This is a genomic window from Microcystis sp. LE19-8.1F, from assembly GCF_027531715.1.
GTDB classification, from domain to species: domain Bacteria; phylum Cyanobacteriota; class Cyanobacteriia; order Cyanobacteriales; family Microcystaceae; genus Microcystis; species Microcystis wesenbergii_A.
Map to the genome: position 1 here is coordinate 1 of NZ_JAPZSO010000063.1, position 5,227 is coordinate 5,227.

General features: G+C 42.9%; 6 protein-coding genes and 1 pseudogene. 1 reads left to right on the forward strand and 6 read right to left on the reverse strand.

Features of this window, described 5'->3' with window-relative positions:
• The 5 genes from O9334_RS06420 to O9334_RS06440 form a co-directional block, all read right to left on the reverse strand.
• On the reverse strand, nt 1-534 hold a 534-nt coding region (locus O9334_RS06420), incomplete at its 3' end, for an RNA-guided endonuclease InsQ/TnpB family protein (protein ID WP_287999691.1).
• A gap of 465 nt (nt 535-999) precedes the next feature.
• Nucleotides 1,000-1,332, reverse strand: a complete 333-nt coding sequence (locus O9334_RS06425) for a type II toxin-antitoxin system PemK/MazF family toxin (RefSeq protein ID WP_002780531.1) — start codon at nt 1,330-1,332, stop codon at nt 1,000-1,002.
• Nucleotides 1,329-1,571: an AbrB/MazE/SpoVT family DNA-binding domain-containing protein gene (locus O9334_RS06430; protein ID WP_045358606.1), complete on the reverse strand. Its 243-nt coding sequence runs from the start codon at nt 1,569-1,571 to the stop codon at nt 1,329-1,331. The genes O9334_RS06425 and O9334_RS06430 overlap by 4 nt, the downstream gene beginning before the upstream one ends.
• Nucleotides 1,572-1,662: 91 nt before the next feature.
• The gene (locus O9334_RS06435; protein WP_045358605.1) at nt 1,663-2,439 is read right to left on the reverse strand and encodes a DUF2092 domain-containing protein; all 777 of its coding nucleotides are present in this window, start codon (nt 2,437-2,439) and stop codon (nt 1,663-1,665) included.
• Between the two features lie 32 nt (nt 2,440-2,471).
• On the reverse strand, nt 2,472-3,134 hold the full coding sequence (locus tag O9334_RS06440; protein WP_045358604.1) for a potassium channel family protein: 663 nt from the start codon (nt 3,132-3,134) through the stop codon (nt 2,472-2,474).
• Nucleotides 3,135-3,935: 801 nt separating this feature from the next.
• Here O9334_RS06440 and O9334_RS06445 point away from each other — a divergent pair.
• On the forward strand, nt 3,936-4,550 hold the full coding sequence (locus O9334_RS06445) for an RRXRR domain-containing protein (RefSeq protein ID WP_190381639.1): 615 nt from the start codon (nt 3,936-3,938) through the stop codon (nt 4,548-4,550).
• 201 nt (nt 4,551-4,751) lie between these two features.
• On the opposite strand, the pseudogene O9334_RS06450 reads toward O9334_RS06445, so the two are convergent.
• A pseudogene (locus O9334_RS06450) lies at nt 4,752-4,850 on the reverse strand (transposase); the annotation flags it as partial.
• Nucleotides 4,851-5,227 lie beyond the last annotated feature (377 nt).

Here is a 5,227-nt window from a genome sequence, read left to right on the forward strand (position 1 = left end):
TTCTTGCCGTTCTACGTCAATCAGAAACTGGCAATAATAACCGTCAGCACGTCTAACAACTCTTACCCGTTTAATCTGTTGTTCTGAATAATAAACTAAGGTCTTTTGACTACACCATAAATCAAATTCTCCTGCTTTAAAGCCATCGGTAAATTTAATTTTACGTCGATCATCAGAGAGTTTGTAGCCTGTTAGTTTGTATTCAACAGAACGACTATGCTTTTTGAACCGAGGAAACCCCTTTTTCTCTGGTATATTAGCATGATAATTCTGGTAAAACCTAGTAATTGATTGCCAGGCTCTATCAGCAGCAGATTGACGTGCTTGAGAGTTTAATTTATTTACCCATGGTGTCTCTTTATTGTTAGCTAGTACCGAGCAAAGTTTTTGGAGATCATTGCGGGTTGTTCCTTGATTGTCCATCCAATAACGAACACAAGAGTTACGCACAAACTGAGAAGTTCTAATAGCTTCATCAAGTTTTTGGTATTGTTCTGGTGTCCCATTTTTTAACTTGGCTTCTACGACTAGCATTGATTAATTCTCGACCTTAGATAAATTAAGTATAACACAGTTTACCTACAAATGGTAGAATTAAAATTGTGCTTCGCGGTTGATATTCTGGTCGGATTTCATCCCCCGCTAATTTTAGTTAGTATCTTGTCGAAAAATCTAGCGGGGGCATTCATCCGACATTTTAGGTAAGCGTTCGACGGTTTCTGGTGCAAAAAAACGCTCTCCTGTTTCTAGACACACTCTGGCGGGAACATTTTCGATAAGTAGGTAGGCGTTAAAAATTATCAGACACCACCCTAATCAAGGGGGGACTAAGGGTAGGGTTGATTCATGAATCAACCCTACTATGAATCAACTCTAGGACTAAGGGGGGATCGAACCTAAAATCCATTTTTAATTTAATTATAACCAGCTACTTAATTTTGAGTAAAGAGCGAGAGGGATAGCTACAATGGATGTCTAAGGCTTTTGAGAATGTCCCGATCAGAACAGAATCGGCTTAATTCTTCTGAGAACATCCTGGAGCAACCGTTCTGGACACTTGCCGATAAAGCTCGCTTTTCTCGCTCGGAAGTCCAACGATCGCAGTTGATCTACCATGATAACTCCTGTCACCACCTCTCCATCTGGAATCTTGACGTAGAAAGGGTTCTGGCGTTGCGTATTGCTCACCGGGCAGACAAAGGCAAAACCAATCTTGCGATTAAAATCAATAGGGCTTACCACCAGTGCTGGACGATTACCCATTTGCTCATGCCCAATTTGTGGGTCAAAGCTCAAACGCACGAAATCTCCACGTTCTGGAATGTATGTCACCAAACCTCCTCTCCCATTGGCCGTCCCCAATCCACTTCCGGCTCCGGTGATTCAACAACCTCAGCCAGTAGTTCTTCTAGGCTTAAATCAGGCAAGGCTTGAATTAGCTCAATTACTAGCTTTCCGTTTTCCACAGAACATTCAACAACGTCCTTAGGATTGAGGTTCAGCGCCTCCACCGCATACTTGGGAATCCGAATCGCTAAAGAATTACCCCAGCGTCCAATCTGCGACTTCATGATCCCACCTCGAATTCGTTAGATATCCAAAGTATATCAAAACGCTGATTTAGGGGAATACCGACAAGCGATCGCGTTTTATGAACGGGCTTTATGGCTGGGATTGATTATCCCTAGCGGGTAGAAGTTCGATACCGATCGACTCTGATCCCGGTTGGAAAGTGAAAGTATCGGCGGGTGTAGTGGGACTAAAATTCCAGTCGGATAATATTGCCGTGTACTGGGGTGAACCGGGTAGAGTTTTATAGGTGATAATCGCTTTCCTCAGTAGGGGGGTGGCATCTTGCGTGACCCAGATTTGATAATCGCGATCGCTACCGATCAGCAGCAGGTGATACATTTGTTCACCATTGACCATGTTGTTGCCGATAAAAATAATTTGTCTGACATCGGCCATGAGAGCCGCACAGGGATCGTTGGCTGCTAGATTTGACATGGGAATGGTGATTCCGTACCTTTGCTCTACTTGGTCTAAGGCTTCATCTAGAGTATTCGGTGCTGGTTTCGTGACGTATAGATCCCGTTCCAGATCCGCGAGGGTGAAGGTTTTACCGTCGTAAAAAAAGCGGGTAACTCGTTCATCCCCAGTGTAGTCCGAGCGCAGGCGATCGGGTTTCTCTACCCAGATGTTTTGATAGGCACTGTACTGAACTTTCGCCCCGGAGTCGAGTACATCGTCATAGGTGACATCCATATTGACGGTGAACGATCGCTGTTTGGTTAAATTAGCACAGAGTTGCTCGATCACCTGTTCTGCCGTTTTTGGGCGGATTTCCTGGGATAGAGTCGGTATTTCCGCCAAGACTCCTGCGGCAGTGACCCAAGGCAAAAGTAAAGAAAGAATCGGGATAAAGCGACGCATAATCATCTAATATTCTCCAAGGCGATGGATTGTTTTGGTTAACGACCATTGTGTAAACTGACTAAACGAGCGATAAAAACGGCGGGATAGAGAACTCCAGTCATTCCTTCTAAATTGGCCAGAACTCTAGCGATTTTACTGGTAGGAACTATATCACCGTAGCCAACCGTGGCCAGGGTAGTAAAACTGAAATGAATTATATCCGCCTGGTTGACGGTTTTAGCGGCGGAGCTAAAGGCATCGGGGTCGAAAATCTGGACAATACTGTAAGCGGATGCCCAGAAAAATCCTAAGAGAAAATAGACACAAATTCCCCCCTTGATGATATCGGATGTCACCTGTTCGGCGATGATTAATTCTCGTAAAATTGAGTACACGCATAAACTAATAAAAGCTAGAGAAATTAATGTACTAGACAGATCGAACCAACGGTTGAAATCGCTATAAATAGGGATAATCCTGCTGAATGCTCGCAGGAGGAGGGCAATCAAAAACAGACCGATATTATATCTTAAAGCCAATTTACTGCGATCGATCTGATAGACGGCGATGATCAGGGAGAGGGAGAAGAAAAGGAAAATCAGCAAATCTCCCAGGGGTAGATATACTAAAAATGGGTAAATAATGTAGAGCAAGACTAGATTTGCCAGCAGCCGATTGTATTTATTTTCTGTTGCCCGCATCAATTGACGGAATTTCATAGCAGCGAACCTTTAATTGGTAATATTTCCTCCTGCTAATTAATTTTAAGGGTATTTATCTCCTATCTTCTTTCTAAATTTTCTTGCTTGAATAAACAGCGAGTTTCTATCTATTAGCCTCTAGAAGACTATTATAGAAGCTTGGCAAGAGCGATCACTATCAAAAAATGGCAAACTTAGACTTATAGATAGAACTTTTCTGTAATTTTTTTATTAAGAATTGACCATAAATTTTAAAAAATATTGCGGATAACGAGAAACCCCTATTTCTTTCAATCAAGGAAAAAAGTCAGAGTCTGAAGTTATTAAGCTGCCCGCGCATTTAAATTGCTTGTTGAGACGAGGCAAGAGGCAAGAGGCAAGGGGGGTGGGCGAGATTCAGCTAATCTAAGGATAGGCGGTTAAGATGCGTCTTAGCTTAACCCATAAAAGCCAAAAAACTCTACAATTAAGATTGGTGAGGTATCCTGCATATTTACCAGAGAATAACTCTTAATAATACTTAATAATTTTTAATAATTCCGCTATCCTAAATCAGACAAGATGGATATCAATTTACAGCCCCTGATCGAGAGTGAGCGCTAAATCGGAGCAATCCGGTGCATAACGGAATAATTCTGTTATGTTCTCACGCCAGATCACATCATTAGATGTAGCCGCTTAAGGGTCACGACCCAATGAGATTAGCTAGTCTCAAGCGTCGGTCAAGGAACATCGCCCATTAGCAGGTGGAACACCAAAAGCTATCAACAAGCCCTTAAGCTGTCGAAGCCAACCTAACCCAGAAATGGAGTAGCAGAAATGCCAAATTACGTGTTCCAACTCGATGCCAACAAACGCCCTTTAGACATGATCCATCCAGCTAGAGGGAGAAAACTCCAAGCCAAAGGGAAGGCTGCTACCTTTCGCACTTATCCTTATGCTATCGTTCATCACCAGGGCATAGACAGCCCTAATACCAAGGAATACATTCTCAAAATCGACCCAGGAGCCGTCTGGACAGGCTTTGCTATCCAATGCGGAGAAGATATTATCTTTCCCATAAAATTAAAGCATCGAGGCTTTGAAATCAAAGAATCCTTAGCTAAACGAGCAGGTTTCCGAAGCAGTCTTCGTTCTCGGAACGTTCGTTACCGTAAGAAAAGGTTTAACCGCCAAAAACCCGATGGCTGGCTACCCCCTAGCCTGAGCTATCGCCTAGAGACGACCCGCACTTGGATTAAGCGGTTCATGGCACTCTGCCCAATTACCCCCTTGGTAGTGCTTCAGCTAATATCTCTAACTTGGCTTGCTTCAATATTTGCAAGGTTACAACTATCATTAACAACAGTAGATATCTGGCTCGCCCCAGTTCATTTTCTAACACTTTCTGGTATAATTCACTTATCATTACGCGATGTGCAACTATATTTTTAGTCTTGATTTACAAGGCTTTCAGAAATTAGCAGAGATAAAGTATCCTCTGGAACCCTGATTCTGTCGTTTTTAGTTGCACATCGCGTTATCATTTTTGTTCTCTAGGTCATATTTACTATATATGACCTATCTTTTTTTGGAGTCGATGTTCTGTATCTTGGGCTACACAAGATTTTCAGCTCTCTTGTCCCCCTGTCAGCTTAAAGCCTTATTACGGATGAATTGTACTGTACGAATAGCTTCATCTATGGCAGAACACTGACTTGGTTTGACCACTGCTTTCATTTCTAGGATAATCATTGTTTATCGACCTCAAACAACTTATTTTGTATTAACCTATACAGCATAGATTGTCAAGATTTTAGTGGCCACCGAAGCTCTGTCGAAGTGTGGCCACTGAGCTTTTACATTGAGCCTGTCGAAATGTGTCGAAGTGCTGTTGTATATTGGTCTGGGTTCCATCCCGTCGCGCTAAGCGCGAGGGCTTCGGCCGTGAGCTCAGCCGAACGGTCTTCACCCCGACATTTGAGATAAAAAGACTTGTTGCGTAATAGTGGCATAATGGGGAAGAAACAATGATTGGATATCCCCTTGAATGCTGAACATTGGCCGAATATTGCATCAAGATAGACTCTTGAGAGCGACCACAGGACTCAATAGAAGAGCGTTTGAGACCT